The 17,184-nt window shown below is 69.5% G+C and carries 16 protein-coding genes; 8 read left to right on the top strand and 8 right to left on the bottom strand.

Translation table 11 applies throughout. From position 1 onward, the window contains the following. Positions 1–149: 149 nt before the first annotated feature. The 3 genes from ACRAKH_RS17570 (at position 150) to ACRAKH_RS17580 (ending at position 3,126) form a co-directional block, all read left to right on the top strand. Positions 150–1,187 (top strand): hypothetical protein, encoded by a 1,038-nt coding sequence (locus tag ACRAKH_RS17570; protein ID WP_380718588.1) that lies wholly within the window; start codon positions 150–152, stop codon positions 1,185–1,187. Positions 1,188–1,257: 70 nt separating this feature from the next. Then, positions 1,258–2,658 carry a NucA/NucB deoxyribonuclease domain-containing protein gene (locus tag ACRAKH_RS17575; protein ID WP_380718590.1) on the top strand — a complete coding sequence of 467 codons (1,401 nt, stop codon included), beginning with the start codon at positions 1,258–1,260 and terminating at the stop codon, positions 2,656–2,658. A gap of 36 nt (positions 2,659–2,694) precedes the next feature. Continuing rightward, positions 2,695–3,126 (top strand): hypothetical protein, encoded by a 432-nt coding sequence (locus tag ACRAKH_RS17580; RefSeq protein WP_447009114.1) that lies wholly within the window; start codon positions 2,695–2,697, stop codon positions 3,124–3,126. Positions 3,127–3,142: 16 nt separating this feature from the next. On the opposite strand, the gene ACRAKH_RS17585 is transcribed toward ACRAKH_RS17580, so the two are convergent. The 4 genes from ACRAKH_RS17585 to ACRAKH_RS17600 all read right to left on the bottom strand — a co-directional run bounded on the left by ACRAKH_RS17585 (position 3,143) and on the right by ACRAKH_RS17600 (position 6,176). Beyond that, positions 3,143–3,442 carry a hypothetical protein gene (locus tag ACRAKH_RS17585; RefSeq protein ID WP_380718594.1) on the bottom strand — a complete coding sequence of 100 codons (300 nt, stop codon included), beginning with the start codon at positions 3,440–3,442 and terminating at the stop codon, positions 3,143–3,145. A 496-nt stretch (positions 3,443–3,938) separates the two neighbouring features. Further along, complete coding sequence (locus ACRAKH_RS17590) at positions 3,939–4,883, bottom strand: SAM-dependent methyltransferase (RefSeq protein WP_447009115.1); 945 nt, start codon at positions 4,881–4,883, stop codon at positions 3,939–3,941. 81 nt (positions 4,884–4,964) lie between these two features. After that, a complete protein-coding gene (locus ACRAKH_RS17595) occupies positions 4,965–5,816 on the bottom strand; it encodes a helix-turn-helix domain-containing protein (RefSeq protein ID WP_380718598.1) in 852 nt (283 codons plus the stop codon). A 117-nt stretch (positions 5,817–5,933) separates the two neighbouring features. Next, on the bottom strand, positions 5,934–6,176 hold the full coding sequence (locus tag ACRAKH_RS17600; protein ID WP_380718600.1) for a DUF397 domain-containing protein: 243 nt from the start codon (positions 6,174–6,176) through the stop codon (positions 5,934–5,936). Positions 6,177–6,443: 267 nt separating this feature from the next. On the opposite strand from ACRAKH_RS17600, the gene ACRAKH_RS17605 reads away from it, so the two are divergent. Both ACRAKH_RS17605 and ACRAKH_RS17610 read left to right on the top strand, forming a co-directional pair. Beyond that, positions 6,444–6,944, top strand: coding sequence for a helix-turn-helix domain-containing protein (locus tag ACRAKH_RS17605; RefSeq protein WP_380718603.1), 501 nt, complete (start codon positions 6,444–6,446; stop codon positions 6,942–6,944). A 730-nt stretch (positions 6,945–7,674) separates the two neighbouring features. Continuing rightward, the gene (locus ACRAKH_RS17610; protein WP_380718605.1) at positions 7,675–8,892 is read left to right on the top strand and encodes a nucleotide kinase domain-containing protein; all 1,218 of its coding nucleotides are present in this window, start codon (positions 7,675–7,677) and stop codon (positions 8,890–8,892) included. A gap of 336 nt (positions 8,893–9,228) precedes the next feature. Here ACRAKH_RS17610 and ACRAKH_RS17615 read toward each other — a convergent pair whose 3' ends face one another. The 4 genes from ACRAKH_RS17615 to ACRAKH_RS17630 all read right to left on the bottom strand — a co-directional run bounded on the left by ACRAKH_RS17615 (position 9,229) and on the right by ACRAKH_RS17630 (position 12,309). After that, on the bottom strand, positions 9,229–10,167 hold the full coding sequence (locus ACRAKH_RS17615) for a hypothetical protein (RefSeq protein ID WP_380718608.1): 939 nt from the start codon (positions 10,165–10,167) through the stop codon (positions 9,229–9,231). Positions 10,168–10,272: 105 nt separating this feature from the next. After that, positions 10,273–11,262: an ImmA/IrrE family metallo-endopeptidase gene (locus ACRAKH_RS17620; RefSeq protein WP_380718610.1), complete on the bottom strand. Its 990-nt coding sequence runs from the start codon at positions 11,260–11,262 to the stop codon at positions 10,273–10,275. Next, positions 11,259–11,639: a helix-turn-helix domain-containing protein gene (locus ACRAKH_RS17625; RefSeq protein WP_380718611.1), complete on the bottom strand. Its 381-nt coding sequence runs from the start codon at positions 11,637–11,639 to the stop codon at positions 11,259–11,261. Before ACRAKH_RS17625 ends, ACRAKH_RS17620 begins: the two co-directional genes overlap by 4 nt. Positions 11,640–11,916: 277 nt before the next feature. Then, a complete protein-coding gene (locus tag ACRAKH_RS17630; protein ID WP_380718613.1) occupies positions 11,917–12,309 on the bottom strand; it encodes a hypothetical protein in 393 nt (130 codons plus the stop codon). 146 nt (positions 12,310–12,455) lie between these two features. Between ACRAKH_RS17630 and ACRAKH_RS17635 the strand changes: the two genes are divergently transcribed. From ACRAKH_RS17635 to ACRAKH_RS17645, 3 genes are all read left to right on the top strand, one after another. Continuing rightward, complete coding sequence (locus ACRAKH_RS17635; RefSeq protein WP_380718616.1) at positions 12,456–13,556, top strand: hypothetical protein; 1,101 nt, start codon at positions 12,456–12,458, stop codon at positions 13,554–13,556. A gap of 505 nt (positions 13,557–14,061) precedes the next feature. Further along, positions 14,062–16,182, top strand: coding sequence for a DDE-type integrase/transposase/recombinase (locus ACRAKH_RS17640; RefSeq protein ID WP_447009116.1), 2,121 nt, complete (start codon positions 14,062–14,064; stop codon positions 16,180–16,182). A gap of 107 nt (positions 16,183–16,289) precedes the next feature. Next, positions 16,290–17,096, top strand: coding sequence for an AAA family ATPase (locus ACRAKH_RS17645; protein WP_380718620.1), 807 nt, complete (start codon positions 16,290–16,292; stop codon positions 17,094–17,096). Positions 17,097–17,184: the final 88 nt, after the last annotated feature.

The following is a 17,184-nucleotide window of genomic DNA, read 5'->3' on the forward strand; positions in this document are numbered from 1 at the left end:
ATAGCTGAATCTGTCGGCCACTTGTTATTCTGGCCGACCATACTCTGGTATCGGCCCGGTTGTTTGACGGGCGCGGTGTTCTCGTCAATTTTCGTATCATTCACGCGCGACGCATTGTCTCCTAGGTCGCGCCGCAACTGTGAGGCGATATGAATAAGAACCGCTTTGCCGCCCTGGTCGCAGCGGTTACGACAACGTTGTCATTGTCTCTTGTCCACCATGTTCATGCCGCTCCGATGATTCCTGACGGCCCCGGCGTTTCACTTGCAGTAAATCAGCCGGATTCCTACAGGTCGTCCTTTCGGTCCTATGATCTAACCGGTGATGACTGGCCTGATCTGCTGGCCCGGAACAGTGCCAGCGGGGATCTGGCTTTGCATCGTCACTCTGGCTCCGTGAACGGGGCATCCACGTTCGAGTCGGGAACGCTCGTGGGCGTGGGATGGAATATGCACAACTGGATCGGTGTAGGCAACTTCGTCGACAGTGATGCCAAGGACGGTTCGACAGGTGATGACGAAGCAGGATCGTCCAGGTATCTCGGCGACATTGTCGCACGCCGGGCCAGTGACGGGGTGCTGATGATCTATCCGCACAGCGGAACTGTCAACGGTACCTCCACGTGGCTGGCCCCGGTGAACATCGGCACCGGCTGGAATGGCATAAAACGCATCTGGGTTGCCGACGTGACGCAGGACGGATACGACGACATCGTCGCCATGGACGGACAGTACACCGTCTGGGTATACCCGAACTTGCGGACGCTACGCGAGAACAACACTCTCGGTTCACGGATCAAGATATCCGCCAACGTTGCGGGACCGGCGGGCGACGGTCGCACTTTCTATTCGTTCACCCACTGGTACGGAAATGCACCCGATTTCGCCACGGTGGAGACCGGCGGCGGCCCCGCCTACTACTCCCCGATGGCCCGGCCCGACTTGACGGAAAACACCTGGAGTTGGACCGGCTACCGTGCGAGAGTCCTCGCCTACGGCGGCATGTACGGCGGAATTGCGACCGTGGCCGACGTCACAGGAAACGGCAACGACGACATTCTGATGCGCCAGTTCTCCGGCGAACTCCACCTGTACCCGGTGCGTTCGTCACGACTGGACCGAACCGACGGCCTGGACGCCGTGGTCAACCTGGGCGGCAATTGGAACGCCTACGACGTCATCACCTGACATCCATGCCGCTCATCCGACACCGCACTTCCGGCCGAACCGTCGCAGCGACAAGCACCGAAGGTGGAGCATGTATCGCCGTAAGATCCTCTCCCTACTCGCCATACTGGCGTTGGCCACCGTCGTCCCCGCGAGCGACATCGCGGTCGCCACGCCGCCGGAACAGGCCTCGGCGGCCGCGCCTGTCCCGGTCCTGCCCGACGGCAAGGCGACCGACTCCTCCAGACACGATCCGGTGTCATTGACCCTGGGGGATCCGACTACGTCCGAAGCCGAGACCCGGCGCGAAATGGAAGACCTAGCCGCCTCCTTGCCCAAGGGCGAGGCGCTGTACAAACTCTGGCGTGACCGCAAGTACGTCGTCGTCAACGATCCTGCCCGCTACGACGAGAAGACCGGTGAGTCCGCCGAGCCCGTGCCCGTGGACTTCGACGAGTGCGCCGATACAGCCGGGGACAACGCCTTCTGGTTCAGGGACCGGTTCAACCTCTGCATGACGCAGGGGGTGCAGGCAAAGCAGATGGCAGTGGTCAACGGTGTGCCCCAGCAGATCGGCACGGCGTACTTCAAGGCCACGGTCATCGCCACCACCACTCCGGGCTCGCACGAGATTCGTTTCGGCCTCCGCATGCGATTCGACCGCCAGGTGGGGGAAATCGACCCGGCAGGCGTCATGGGTTTCAGGCTGGGTTGCCAGAACGCCGACGCTGCCAGGACGAGCACCTGCCGGGCACACGCCGACGACCCGCAGCTCTCGATCGGCTACCCGATCGCCGACTGGAAGCTCGGGCTGCCGGGACCGTTCTGGTTCACCGTCGCCACCACCACGACGGCGGTGCCCACCTCCGACAAGTACGCGGCCGAACTGCGCGGCTACTTCTCCTATTTGTTTACCGTCTGGGGCCGCTCGGCCGGCCTGCCCGAGGACACCGCCAACCTTCGCTACGAGTTGTTCCGATGCGACTCGGCGACCTACATCCTCTCCTCCTCGCGCTGCGTGTTCCACCATGTCATCTCATCACTGCAGATGAGCGCCTCCCACGACACCATGGGCGAGTCGGCCACCTTCATCCGCGACGCGCAGAACGGCGGACCTATCATCGCACCGGCGAACCCGGGGAAGAAGGTTCCCGGCAGATACCTGGAAAGCGAACTGCACCGCCTGTACAGCGGCTACGACACCAGCAAAAGCATCAAGGCGTCACGACGTAAAGTCCATCGGACCTGCGTCAACTACTTCGGGAGCAACTTCGCCAAAGGCCCGAACGGCAGGACCATGCAATGCGACGAGTACCCGTTCGCCGCGACCTACGAGAATTCCGCGCGGGTCAACCCGGCATCAGTGTGGGACTATGCCGTCCGTCCGGTCGAGGAGTCTCACAACGGATCCGCCGGCGGGCGCTACTCCGCCTGGCTGCGCGAGGACCGGATCCTGGACGGAGACCCCTTCTACGTCATCATCACGCCCTAGCATGACGTTGTGACAGAGCCAGCCCGCTTGTCGGCCGTGGACGACATGGTCGAAGTCGAGTACCACAGATTCACTCTTCAGGTCTTCGACAGCCCGCACACGGCGGCGGCCATTCAGCCGCCCGGCCCGCAGGACTGGCTGGTCGCGGGAGGACCGGGAGGGGTGCTGTTCCACAGCGCCGGCAACGACCACACCGCCGCGGTGAGGCTGGAACTGTGGGCGTCTCCGCCGGTCCGCGAACCGGGTGAGTGGGAGGCGGTGGCCGAGGACGACTTCACCGCCGACTTCGACCGGCTCCTGTTGGCCTCGTTCACCTCAGCTCCGGGGCAACACGTGCTGACACTGCCCGCACCCGGCGCCCACCGGGTGCGGGCCTACGTCCGCGGCCGCACCGCAATCGAGGCGGCCGGACCCGTGTCCTTCGCCGAGGGGATCGAACGGTGGCTGGTACAAATCTGGCCGGCCTGATCGATCCCGCAACCGGTCAGGCCGGCCACGAGCTTCGGCGGCGCCAGAACTCCCATGCCGCCGACAACACCAAGGCCACGACGACGGCCACGACGATCACGAGAGCGGGCTCGACCGGTGGTGTCGGCGTCGGCTCCGGCGTCGGCGACCAGCATTCGTCATCGGTCACGTGCAACGGGCACACCTCGATCTCGAGCGGCCCGTACGCCTCGACCTGCACCGTCGACGGGCGTGGATCGGTGAACACGATCACCGCCACCGCGATGATCAGGAACATTGCCAGCAGGACCGCCGTCCGCCACACGACCCGAGCCATGCCCTCCCCAAACGATCACCAAAGATCGGCCCAATGCGCCGCTACGGACACCCAACACCGTGTCGTACCAGCCCTTGCCACTCACATGCCCAGACCGGCGGCCCGGCGCCTCGACCCGAGCACAGGTGGCACCACCGACCGCGGCCCGCAGATCATCCATCCATACCATCCCCCAACGGGCTGCGTTCCACCACACCGGAAGCGACGCCGCCAACGACCGACCTGGACCGCGTCGGCTACCTGAGCAGCTCCGGCATTACACCCGTTGGTTGGACTTGGGTCGTCCGAGAACACCGCACGCACGACTGGGAAACGTAGGTCCTGCCCTGTCAGCGTCGTGATTGAGGGTCGACGGCCGGCAGTCTGCGCACTCACGCACGAAGAGCGAAGGGATACCCCGATCAAGTAGGAGGTCCTCTCAGCTCGGCAGGCCTCGCGCCGATCATTCCTGTCCGACGGTCCCAAGCCTGACGTCCGGGACGGAATCGGTTGCGGGTCAGGCTTTGCGTGCCAAACCGGTCAGCAGTAATGAGTGTCGCGGCGTGGGGAAACGGGGGGCACTTCGAGCGTCAGAAACGAGGTCCGGGTGCCACAGGGGGCACCAAGTCAGTCCGGGCTCCTGGAGGGTGAAATCGCCGAAGAGTGCTCGGATGCCGTCGGGTGATCGGACCGAAAGTGGGACGCCTGCTCGGCGGTAGTGGTCGGTCACGGCCGCAAGCTCGGCCGCCGTGGGCGGGGGAACTTGGTGGTCGGACAGGTGTGAGATCGCGAGATACGAACCGCTCGGTAACCATCGGCGGTACGCGGCCATGGAATCGACGACGGGATCGTGTCCGGAAGCCCGTGCGAGGTCGGGGGGGTTGAAGTGCAGCACCGCCAGTACCAGCAGTGCGACCGGGCGGCGGGGGTCGATCACTGCGGTGTCCGCGACACGGGTCCACAGTTCGTCGGGGTCGCGTAGGTCGGCTTGCACGGCGGCGTGTCGGCGCTGGTCACCGTCCCGTGCCAGCGCGGCGCGGCAGTGCGCCACGGCCAGCGGGTCCCGGTCGACGTAGACCACGCGAGCAGCGCTGGAGCGCCCCGATTGCCGGGTGCGTGTCGCTGGGTGGACGGGATCGCGGACGAGCCGGTGGATCGCTGCCGCGTCGGGGATGCCCGCGCCGACGTCGATGAACTGACGTACGCCGCGGGCGAGCAGGAACCGGATCACGCGGCGCAGGAGAAGACGTGAGGCGATGTGGACGTCTTGCCAGGAGGGCAGTTCCTGCAGCGCCCGGTCGGCGACACCGCGGTCGATGGTCCAATGTGCCTCGCCGCCGAGCAGGTAGTTCTGGATTCGCGCGGCGCTGGGCCGGCTTGTGTCGACGCTGGTCATGTCGTCCCGCGCCGGGCCGCGCTCGTTGGGGATGGGGTGCTCTGCGGGTGGTCGGGGGTCGGTCACGCCTGTCGTCCTCCGGTCCGGCCGTGACGGCTCTCCGATTGCTCGACGGTAGCGCCGGTCCGGCATGCGCGGCAGACGGCACTAGTCTGACGATTCATCGCACAGATGGTTGCGCAACGTTTCCAGGTGGCGTCGGCTCTCTTCGAGACTCAGGGCCTGTTCGGCCAGCCGTGACCAGGCGTGATCGTGAGCGAGCAGGTCCTTTTCCTTGGTCAGGTAGTCGGCGTTGTTCACTCGTTCGAGGTATACGAAGTCGTCGAGTCCCTCTGGCATGGTGACGATGCTGAAGTCACCGGGCACGAAATTTGTCGCGTAGGTCAGTACCTGCACGGCCAGCTGCGGATGTCGGTCCAGTGTCCGCAGCAGGTGCTCGACCTGGTCGAGGGCGACCCCCGGCCCGCGGCTGCTGCGGATGCGGTGGAACGCCCCCTCGCCGAGGATGTAGTGGTGCTGGGCGTCGGGGTTGGCGGTGAACACCTGACGGCGTTCTTCGCGGTTGCGGACCTGGTCGTCGAGGGCGTCGGGGCCTGCGACGGACAGGAGGGTGAGCATGTTGCGTTCGGACTGCAGTAGCCCGGGAATCGCCTCGGCGTGCCATCCGCGTACATGTACGGCGTGCTGTTCGGACTGCTGGTAGCGGCGGAAGAACGGGGGGATGAGGGCGTGTCGGCCCGACCAGCCTCGCTCGCGCCGGACCATGTCCAGCAGGTCGACCATGCGGGTAGCGGTCGCCTCGTCGATGCCCAGGTGCTTGACGAGCAGGCGCAGGTCGGTGTCCTTGACCACCACTACGCCCGACTCGAGCTTGTTGATCTTTCCTTGGCTGCAGTCGAGGATGGTTGCCACCGCGTGTTGGCTCAGTCCTGCGGCGGTGCGGGCCTCGCGCAGGGCGCGCCCCAGCAACTGTCGCGTCGGACTCACCGGAACGGACATGTGTCCACCCCGTTCCGCCTGGGCGGCCGGGCCATCGGCGGCTCCGACCGGAGCGTCGGCGTGACCGGGCCGGTGTCGCGGTGTCCCGGTGTGCGCGCACACCGGGACACCGCGGGCTCAGGTGTGTCGCCGGGCCACGCGGCGCGTGCCGATGACGAAACGGGCCCAGCTGCGGCCCTGGAACGGCAGCACGACGGACCTGGTGCCGTTTTTTGTGTCACGGACGCCGACGACATCGTGCGGGAGGAACGCGACGGCGACGCAATTGGCCCCGTTCGGGCCGCATCGGCGGGATCGACGCCATTGCGTCGTCCCGTCACGCGTCCGCAATTGTGCGGACAACTCGGAGATGTGCTCCATGAGGGCCCCCGACAGGCTGCGAGCGTGGACAGTGCGATTAATCGTGTCCTACGATTAATCGCGGCGCAATCGGGGGACGGAGCGCTGAGTGTGGATGCCGGGGCGGCTGCTTTCCGTCCGGCGATCGCCTCGATGTTCCGGCTCGCCGCGTCATGATGGGTGTGATCGCGGTGTCCCTGCACCGGACGGACACCAGGCGCACGGTCGACGTCCCCCGGACCTGCGTGGCCGAGGTCGGGCCTGCGGTGCGCCGGAGAGGCCTCGGGGATGAGCGCACAGCGTGACACTGCGGCGTTACGCGGCGGGCGGCGTCGGCAGCTCGCACAGCGATTAGCGGTCGAGTTCGTCACCAGTGGGATGTCCATTCGGCAGCTGGCCGAGGAGATCGGCCGTCGTCCGTGCACGGTGCGGCGCCTGCTGGTGGAGGCGGGGGTGGAGGACTACACGCGATCGTGCCTGGGCCCCTCCGAGGCCGATGTGGCGGCCCGGTTGGCCCAGCGGTACCGCCGCGGTGAGTCCGTCGACGAATTGGCCGATGCCACGGCGATCGATCGCCGCGAGCTGCGACGGTTGCTGCGCGAGGCAGGCGTACGGCTGCCGAGCCGGACACGACGGGCGTCCGACGGGCAGGAGCTCGCCCGCGCGTACCGGGCCGGGGACAGCATCCGGCAGATCGCCGCAGCGCGGGGGCTGGACTACAGCACCGTGCGCGATCGCCTGCTCGCCGCCGGAGTCACCTTGCGTCACCAGGGCTCGACCACCCGCTGACCGGTCGACCACGGTTGGGACGGTCCGGTGCGCCGACCCGTCGCGGATGCCCGCTCGGCGGACCGACGGCGCGGCGACGGCGGCACCTGGCTGCGCGATGCCCATGTCGGCCGGAGGCGACTGCGCCGGTCCGAGGTCCGGCGCGCCCCACAGGCGGGTCGGACACGATGGTGCACATCTGGTCATTTCTCGTCCGAGGTGTGTCGTGTGATGCCGTCGGGTGACCCGACGACGCCGATGGACATCGCGTTCCGGTGAACGGGTCGGGCGGCCCGTCGCGCATCGGGCCACCACCGCGAGGGGTGTCACTATGCCCCTTCAATCTTTGTACGCGCCAGTCCCCATCGGCTGACCGCCGGAATCGGACGCCACAATCACACAATCGGCCGCCTTCGATCCGATTCCTGCTCGTCACAATCCGGAACCGGTTCTAGGCCGTTGTTATGAAGCCCGGATCGTCGGACCGCGCGGATGCCGCAACGCGGCCCGGCGCGGGTGCGCGCCGGGCCATGCGGATCCACCCGATCGGCGTGTATCCGGTGCGATCGGGTGGATCCCCGCACGGGGCCGCGAGGGTGCCGCTGGGACGGTTGCGACGCACATCGTCACGAGGTCGACCAGCGGCCGTCGGATCGCGCGGCATGCCTTCCCCGCCGCCGCCTGAGCCGACGCTAGGTTGTCGGCCATGTCCTCCGCGCCCGCTCGCCCGATCCGACCGCGACGTTCCGCTGTGTCCACAGTGGCCGACGCTCCCCCGGTCATCCCCGGCATGCCGTCCCGACGGCGCGAGGGCGCCGTCCGGCGCACCACGGCGGCCGTGCCGGTCGGTGTCACGGTGGACGGACACAGTGGCCGCGGGCGCTCCGGGGACCGGCCGCGCGCGACGGAAGGACCCGGCACCTCGGACGCGCCGGTAGTAATCGGTGGACGACGCCTGCGGCCCACGGCGGTGTTCGACACCTATTGGCGTTTCGCCGTCGCCCGCCAGCTGCTGTACTTCGACCGGTTCCGAGGCATGCCCGCCGCGCAGCCGGTCGACGCACGGCCCGACGGGCAGGATCCGATCCTGTCCGCCTACCGGTTCACCAACTGCTACCGCGCCTGCGACCGGGTCAGCCAGTTCGCCATCGCTCCGGTGTCCTATCCCGACGGCACCCGGTGGCCGGCCGGATGGGACGAACGGGACGTGGTGTTCCGCGTCCTGCTGTTCAAGATCTTCAACAAGATCGGGACCTGGAGGGCATTGGAGAAGCGGTTGGGCACCATCACGTGGCGGGACTGGCAGACTGAAGCGGCGCGAGCGGTGTTGGACGCGATGTGGGGTCGGGGTGAAAGGCTGTACTCGGCGGCCTACGTCATTCCTCCGCCGCGTCTGGGTGGAACCCGCAAACATGCCGACCATCTGCTGCTGCTGGAGACGCTGATGGCCGACGGGCTGACCGCGCAGGTCACGGCGGCCCGGTCGTTGCGCGAGGTGTTCACCGCGCTGCGGTCCAGGCGCAGCCTCGGCGACTTCCTGGCCTACCAGTTCGCCATCGACCTGAACTACTCCCCGGTCCTGGACTTCTCCGAGAACTCTTTCGTCGCCGCCGGGCCCGGTGCGCGCGACGGCATCCGCAAGTGCTTCGGCCCGGACAGCCGTGGAATCGAGTCGCAGATCATCACGTGGGTCACCGACACTCAGCAAGAGCACTTTGCGCGTCTGGGTCTCAGTTTTCCCGGTCTGGGCGGGCGTCGACTGCACCTGATCGACTGCCAGAACCTGTTCTGCGAGGTCGACAAGTACTCCCGTGTCGCCCACCCGGAGATCGGCGGGCTGTCGGGACGCACCCGGATCAAGCAACACTACCGACCCGACCCGGCTCCCCTGCCCACACCGTGGTTTCCGCCCAAGTGGGGCATCAACGACGCCGTCGCCGCCCAACTGGGCGAACTCGCACGCGACTAGGGACGACATGGTCCGCGTACGGTCGATCCGGCGGTCCGACGCGGTGCAGGACCCGCCGCGCCCGTCCGGCTCGACACGGCCGCGACCACCATCCTCATGACCGGCGACGTACAGGACCGCCTGTCGGCCAAGTCGCCGCCCGTCCGCGCCCGATCAACGAGTACCGGCCTCGGTCGTCCGGTGCGTGCCTCCGGCCGGCGTCCGACGCCGAAGGCTCCGGCGGGAGGTGTCACCCGCGGCCAGGAGCGCACCCCCGCCCTTCCTCGCCACGTCGGCGAAGCCCTTGCGGCCGCGGCCTGTCGGAGTGTGCGCATCAGGCGGAGAGGTCGCGGATGGTCACAGGCCCGGGAGGCGCTGCTGGGTCAACGACTGCAGGGCGGTGGTGAGTTGCCGGACCCCGCCGTCCACCGCGGCCAGGCCGGTGGTGACCGTCAGCGCGCCGACCTGCAGTCCCGCGGCGTCGGCGACGTAGCGCAACAACAGGCCGAGTGACAGGTAGTTGCCGTAGCCGCGTTCGACCAAGTATTGGCTGCGGTACTGCGCCAACGCGTGGACGGTGTTCCCCACCGCCTGGAAGGAGACATGCGACAGGCACGGGAATCCCAGGGGCATCGCGTCGGTGCGGGGGGCGTAGATCGGGGTGTCGATCATGGCGACCGCGGCGCCGTCCGCGGCACTTGCGGGATCGGCGGTTTCCGAGGTCGTCGCCGGCCGCGTGTCGCTCGTCGCGTCGACAGGCTCGTCGGAGCTGGCGGCGTCCATCGTCCCGGGGTCGATGTGCGCGCTGTGTCCGGGCTGTTCGGGGTCGTCGTCCATGAGCATGAATCCGGCTTCGTACAGTGGTGCCGCGCCGGGCTTGCGGGCATGTGACCGCAGGCGGGCGACGATGCGGGCGAGTTGGTCGACCTCGCGGCCGTCGGCGGGGTGCGCGACAAGCCTGCCGAAGTAGGTGCCACGCCCGTTGGCGCGGTGCAGTTTGCGCAGCCGCGGGTAGTGCGTGCGGTAGCGGGCGGCCAGCTCGGCGGGGTCGGCGGCCAGCCGTGCCAGGTGCCGCGGGAACAGGGTGTTGACCACGGTGTCGACCGGCTGCAGGCCGCGTCTGCGCAGCAGGTCGTCCACCACGTGGCGGATCCGGGGGTCCTCGCGGTCGGGATGGGTGATCCGCACGACCAGGTGCAACGCCTTGCGTCCGGGCACGCGCAGGACTGTCTGCACGGCCGACAGCCATGCCTGGCCGCAGTCGGTGCCCGTGATCATCGAGTCGGACAGGTGCATGGTCTCGGCCTTCCCGTGAAGGTGACCGCCGACCCCGACGGGCCGGTGGGCGCGACGCATGCCGCAGCGCGGCGGCGGTGTGGGTGTGGGTGTTCGGCGGTGTGGTCAGTGGTCGCGGGTGCCGGCGAGCAGACGATCCAGCTCGGCCTCGTCGAGTCGGGAGACATCGGGGGGCGGGGTCTCGCGGGGTGGGGTGCGGCGCAGTGGCGTCTGCACCCGCAGTCGCACACCGGCGCCGTCGGGACCGTCGGGGTGGATCTCGACACCGTCGGCGGGGTCGGGCTCCGGGGTGGTGGAACGGGTGCGGGCGGTGAGCGTGATGTGGTGCAGGCCGTGGTGGACGTGTTCGGCGTGTCCGGTGTCGACGAGTTCGTCGGCGGCGGCCACCGCGTGCGCGGGCAGGACGAGCCGGTCGCCGTCGGCGACCACGATGTCGCCCGCGGCGGTGAAGTCGGCCAGCGCCCATACTTCGCCGCGGCCGTCACGGGGTGGTGCGCTCGGGTCGTCGCAGGCGTCCTTGAGCCGTCCGGGCACGGCGCGTTGCAGCCGGCCGCTGTCCTGGTCGGGGATCAGGTGGGCGACGCCGAGGTGCCGTGCGGTGCCGCGGTAGGAGGTGCCCAGCAGCAGCGATACCCGGTAGACCTCGACCGCGGTGGGCGCCCCGGGTCGGACGGCCACCGCGCGCAACGCGCACTGCAGCGCCGCGCGGGGCATGAGCAGCCACGCCGCGAACGCCTCGGCGCAGGACTCGCCGAAGTCCAGGGGCGTGCCGGGCGGGGCGAGCGCGGCGATGTCGGTGTCGTAGCTCGCCCCGTGCCCGAGCGCGTGGTGTCCCAGCTCGTGGGCGCCGGTGTGGCGCTGCCCCGGCAGGGTGAGGCCGCCGTTGAGCCACACCCCGCCGGGGATGCCCAGGTCGGGGTCGGCGGGCATGTAGGCCCCGAACAGTCGATCGGCGGGTTCGGCCTGCACCACCAGACCCTGCGCGCGCAGCAACGCGGGGATGTCGGCCCGCGCCGCGGTGTCCAGCCCGGCGTCGCCGCGCATGCGGGCCGCGGCCATCTGCGCCAGCCGGTGCGCCACGCTCCATTTGCTCATCCGACCCCGTCACCGTCCCGGGGCCGGTCGGCGGTGGTACGTCGAACGTCGTGCTCCACCCGGGCGGTGTGGGCGTGGTGGCGCAGGAACTCGGCGAAGGCGACCAGTTTGGCCCGGTCGTCGGCGGTCATGCCGGCGTGGGCTCTGGTGAGGATCCGCAGCGAGCCCTGGTCCTCGCCCTCGTCGTCCTCGCCCAACAGGTACTCCACCGACCTGCCGTAGACCACCGCCAGTCGTTTCAGCTCCAGGCTGTCGACGCGGCGTTGGCCGCGTTCGATGTCGGAGATCGCCGAGCGAGGGATGCCGGTGCTGGCGGCCACCGCCTGCTGACTCAGGCCCAGCCGGTCGCGGGTGGTGCGCAGCCGTTCGGCGAGCATCCGTTGCTCCAGGTCGCCCGTAGGGTCACCACCCGCCGGAGGGCGACCGCGTCCGCCGCCGGAGCCCGTCGACAGGTGACGGCTGTCGGCGTGTCTGTCTCGACTGACCCCTGGTGCCCGGGAGTCCGGTGCGACCTCGCGGTCGTCCGGCGTGCCCGGTGCCGTGTCCGATTCCATGTGCGTTCCTTACCTCCCTCGGCGCCTGCGCGCCACGGCGCGCAGGGTTCCGCGTGCCCCGGCGGGTGGTCGGACCCGCTCGGAGGCGTTGCGGACGTGGTCACGTGGGTTCCCCCTCCCGCGCGACACCCCGGTCGGGCGTCCCCTCGGCGCCCGTGTCGTCGATTCCGTCACCGTGGGGCGCGGCCGTCCACGCGGTGACCGGTGATGGTCCGTCCGCGTCGCCGGCGTCGAGTTCCTCGCACACCCGCCGCGCGAAGCTCCCGATCGCGCGCATGTCCCGCGCGGTGGCCAGCTCCAGCGGCAGGCGCACGCCGAAGTGCTCCTCGACCGTGGTCATCAGCTCCACGAGCACCACCGAGTCGTAGGGCATCTCCGCCCCGTCGGCGAGCAGCCGTTCCCGGAGCTCGTCGACCTCGCACTGCTCCAGCAGCGCCAGACGCTCGAGGATGAAGTCCTCCACACGCGAGCGTCGTGAGTCCGGATCGCTCACCGACCACCCTTCCGTGTCGTGGTTGCCGACAACGCTTGTCTCATGATACCACAGGAGTGGCAAAAGTCGACAGGCTTTGCCGATTAATCCGACGATCATGGGTGGCCCCGACCGCCCCGATCGCTAAGCCAACTGGAGACCAGTTCATGGCATCCGACGAGCACCCCGACGCGACGGCCATCCCCCGAGAGTGCCGCGTCACGAGCGCTTCACCGCACGTCGACGGCGAGCGACGAGCAGTGGAGGCGGAGGCCCCCCACGGGCACCGGGCCGCCGACGGTTCGGCGACACCGGAGACCGCGCCGTCCGACCGGAGCGGGTCCTCGCCGCATCGCGGCGAACTCGACCGGCACGAGCCGGACCGGCAGACGACCGGAACTCCGTCGACGTCCGGATCCGCGCCGTCAAGCCCGGGCGGCAATCGGCGACCGGGCGGTGGGCGGTCGGCCTCCGATCGTCGCCCACCCGCCCACCGCGCGGTCGGCGCCGTCCCGCGGGCAAGGACGTGGGACGGCGAGCGGTCCTCGGCGCGGTTCGACGCCCGCTTCCCCGCCGCGGAGCGGCTGCCCGACCGGGTCGACTACCTTTTCCGCACCGGACCGCGCGAACGCGACGGCGTGCCGGTCACCACGATCAGCATCGACGGCACGCCGATCGGCGACCCGCTGACCGACGCCTGTCGAATCCCCGACGGCTACCGGCTGCACGACGCGTTCCACCTCGCCTACGCGACCGTGCTGGGCTGGTCGCCGGTCACCCGCGCGTTGCTGGACCGCAAACGTCGCAGCGACCCCGCCACCGACGAGAACGAGGACGGCGGCCGCGCGGTCGCCGTCGAGGAGGGCATCGCCGCCCTGGTCTTCGGCCACGCCTCCCACCGCGGCTACCTGGAAGGCCACGACCGGATCGAACCCGCCCTGCTGCACCACATCCGGGAATTCGTCACCGGATTCGAGGTCACCGCGATCGACGAGCACGAGTGGGAACAGGCCATCCTCGCCGGCTTCGGCATCTGGCACCTGCTGCGCGACCACGGTGGCCAGGGCCTGGTCCGGGCGGACCTGCGGGCCCGCCGCATGACCTACCTGCCCGTCTCCGGGCTGGTGACCACGTCCGTGACCGCTCCCCGTACCGCCGACGGCACGGTCCCCCTGCGCCGGGCCCACCACACCGGTCACCGCGGTCGGAACCCGCTGCGGCACACCCTGCGGCGCACCGGCACCGACCACAGGTTGCACGGCGCATGACCGAGGGCCGGCCTGCCGGATGTCTCGCGATCCGCCCGCGAGCCCGGTGGGCCGGCCAGCCCGGTCTGCCGGCCGCAGCCCGAATCTGCCCACCATGAACGAAAGTTCGACGACACCCCCACGCGGACCACGCTCGCGGACCCCGTCACGCGGTGACACGCAACGGAAGCGATCACGGTGGGGGCGGCGTCACCGGCACTTTCGAACCACTCGCCTGCACGGTGCCGTCACTGTGCGGGACGACTGTCGAGCCCCGGACTCCGACACCGGTCACCGATGGGGGCGTCTGATCCGTCTGCAGCGCGAGGGTGCACGGGGACGTGCCTTGATCGGGATGACCGCGCCGTCAGCCGGGACACGATGACCGACGCGCTCACCGGTTCCGCGGCGACCGTCGCGCCGTTCGGGTCACAGGGGTTGACGCCCAACGGCCTGCTCGGTTCGCTCGGAAGCACCACCGCAGGGAAGCCGTCACCGGAGATCGAGGATTGCGGAGGACCGGACCATGGGCACCCGTGACATCGGAACGGCCACGCCCGGCGCGGCCTGGTCTCATACCTCCGTCGGCGAACGCGGGGTCTCCGGTGCGGAACACCCGGTGGCGGAGGTTTCGCCCACGACGGCACCGGATGGTGTGCAGCCGCAGGCCGGTGACAACCTAACGCTGGAGCGAGGCCGACAGAACACACACGTCAGGGGTGAGTCCAGGGCGCGGGTCGTGGCGCGGTTACTGGGATTGCGCGAGCGTGGCGTGTTGTCGCGAGCGGAGGTGCGCGCAGCGGCCGCGGCCGTGAGGGTCAGCGAGCGGACCGTGGATCGATGGCTGGCCAAGGGCCGCGACTACACACGGCCGATGCCGGCCAGCCGGTTCCTGCTCGACGAGACCGACATGTGGGCGTTCGAGTACTACGCGGGCCAGGTATCGGCGGTGCACCGGGCCCGCAGCGCCGCGGTCGCCGGCCGCGACCGCATCGACAGCGGGGTGCCGATCCCCACCTTCCTACTGGCCGGATGGCGCGGAGCACGGCCGGTGGCCGAACGCACGCTGTACGCGGCGTTCGACAGGGAACTCTCGCCTGCCGAACGGGCCTTCTGGACCGGTGGCGACACGGCACGCGATGCGCTGCGCGTGTACCGACGACGGGTGGCGGGTCACCGCAACGAGATCTGGCAGACCGACCATGCGCAGCTGAAGATCCTCGTGTTGCCCCGACGGGGAGCACCGGTGCACCCCTGGCTCACCTCGATCATCGATGCCTACAGCCGCGTGCAGCTGGGATGGGTACTGTCGGAGAGAAGGCCGACCGCGCAGACCGTCCTCGCGGCACTGCGCGACGCCATCCTCCGCGACCCGGCACGCGGCGACCACGGCGGCGTACCACAGTTCCTGGAATGCGACCGCGGCAGCGAGTTCACCTCGGACCCGGTACACCGCTTCGCGGCCGGCCTGGGCATCAGGATCGTGCACTCGCCTCCGCGCCGCCCGCACTACCACGGACGGATCGAACGTTGGCACGACACCGTGACGCGGATGCTGCTCGTGCACCTGCCCGGCTACACCCGCGGCCCGCGGGACCGGCACGGCAGACTCTGCGCCCCGATCCGCGACGACATCGCCTGGATTACCGCCCACCCCACCGCCGAGGACGTGGCTCGACACCACGGCGACCACCACGACCTCGCCCAGACGACGAACGGCCTCGCCCACGCCCCGGAAACGGTCGACTCGGACTCGACGGAGGCCACGGTCGCCACGGCCGTGGCCCCGATGCTGACCTGGAAGGCCTTCGTCGACCAATACACCCGCTGGGTGCACTGGTACAACACCGCCCACCGTCACGGCGGACTCGCAGGACGCTCCCCCTTACGCGCGTGGCGGGCCGACCCCACTCCGCTCATGACGATCGCGCCGGAACTGCTGCGGGATCTGCTGCTCGGCCCGGAGCGCCGGGTGATCGGCAAGTCCGGCATCCGCAACGACAATCTGCACTACAGCGCCGAAGTGCTGGACAACGCCGTCGGCCGTACGGTGCAGATCCGCTACGCACCCCACGACGACCGTTTCGTCGAGGTATACGACCGCAACGGCGTCCACCTGGCCACCGCGACCCCCAGCGAGACGCTCACCGTGCCCGAGGCCCGTGCGCGTGACGCGGCGCGCGGACGCGACACCGCGAACCTGTTGGCCCGCCGCCGAGCCGCCATCGCCCGCGCCCGTCGCCGAGACGAACCGGTCGGCCCTCCCGCCCTGCAGCCCATGCCCGTCCCGCCGCAGCCCGCGAGCACCACACCGACAGCGTCGAGCAAGGAGGACATCGGCAACACCGAGGCCGGCACCGTCGGCACACACGACATCGTCGTCCTTCCGCCGGAGCCCCTACCCGTGCTGCCCGCGACCGCAGGACAACCTCCGCCTCGCCCCGTAGTCCCGGCTACCCCGGCACCGACTTCCCCGGTGCCGACTTCCCCGGTGCCGACCACTGCGGATCCGGACGCAGAGCCCGCCGAACGCCGTCCCGTGCGTCGGACGCGGTTGTCGAGGCCGGTCCCGTTCTTCGTCGTGCCCGAACCCGATGCGGACCTCGACGATCCGCCGACGGTACGAGTGCTCGACGACGCCGGCTGAAGGACGAAACGACACCTGCCGACAACGAATCACCCGGTAGGCGCACACAGGGACCGCCCGACCCACAGGGACCACGGACGGCCGCGGACTTCGAACCGGGAGGTGGGATGCCCGAGCACTATCTACGACTGAGCGGCGCGCAGATGCTGGCCACGGAAGCGTTCCAGTGGGTCGGCGCCGACATCGACGACCTCGTCAGACACTTCGCGATGGGCATCGTGCACGGCCAGGCCGGACTGGGCAAGACCTTCGCCGTGCAGGCGGCCCTGGAGCGCCTGACCGCCACCGGCTCTGCGTCCCTGCCCGAGCCGGGCACCGCTACGCCGCGGAGCCGGACGCCCGCCAAGGACGCGGTGCGAGTGGTGCAACTGGTGTTTCCGCACCGACCGAACGACCTGCGGGTGGCACAGGAGGTGGCCAGGTCGTTGACCGGCTCCATCCCGACCGGCGTCAACCGGTTCGGCATACAGGAACAGGCCCTCGAGCAGCTGTCCGGCGCCCCGTACCTGATGGTCGTCGACGAGGCACAGCGCTTGACCAGGCACGCCATGGAGGTGCTGCGCTACCTCTACGACCACACCGCGACCCGGCTGGCCGTGCTGTTCGTCGGCGGGGACGGCTGCTGGGAGACCATCTCCCGCTCCCAGACCCTGGTCTCACGCATGTTGCGACGACGCCAGTTCCACCCGCTGCCCGGACGTCAGGTACCGGCCATGATGCGCCACTACCACCCGTTGTACTCCGAAGCGAAACCGGAACTGCTGGCCGCGGTGGACACCGAGTTCGCCCACGGCAACTGGCGCAACTGGGTGTCGTTCACCGCCACCGCCGCCGACCTCGCCCACGCCGAGGGCCGCGTCACCCTCGACCGTGAACTGGTCGCCGCCGGCTACCGGGTCCTCGGCCGCAGCTGATCCACCCCGCGCGGCCGGCCGGTGCCGACACCGCAAACCCCAAGGCCGCCAGGGGATCGTCGCCGTCAGCGCGATCGACGGCGTCCAG

The organism is Saccharothrix hoggarensis (genome assembly GCF_052936025.1).